The organism is Mediterranea sp. ET5 (assembly GCF_023337025.1).
GTDB lineage: Bacteria > Bacteroidota > Bacteroidia > Bacteroidales > Bacteroidaceae > Phocaeicola_A.
The window spans coordinates 1-305 of the sequence record NZ_JAMBLN010000053.1; the positions used below are offsets into that span (position 1 = coordinate 1).

The 305-nt window shown below is 40.3% G+C and carries 1 protein-coding gene; it reads right to left on the reverse strand.

All coding sequences use genetic code 11. The features are described from left to right. Positions 1–20 precede the first annotated feature (20 nt). Positions 21–305, reverse strand: a 285-nt coding sequence (locus M3087_RS14300) for a transposase (RefSeq protein ID WP_249096846.1), incomplete at its 5' end; no start/stop codon positions are given.

Genomic DNA, 305 nt, shown 5'->3' on the forward strand with positions numbered 1-305 from the left:
TAACGTGAGTTCGATATAATTCAAAACATAGAAAGTTGCCTGTCTTTGACGAAACATACGTCAATTGCGGGCTTCTTTTCAAAGAAGCAGTATGCTGCTATGGCAGAAAGCGAGTTGGCAATAAAGTTATTGAAGGAGCGATGTCTGGAGTGTTCAATCTGGGCAATATTCTTCAATTCGTCATTGACCGTTTCTATCAAGGCACGTTTCCTCAACAGGATTTTGTCTGCTATGCTCATCAGGGAATTCTTCATGTTGTTCTTCACTTTGGTTATCAGTTGTATGCCGTTAAGGAAAAGGTTCTC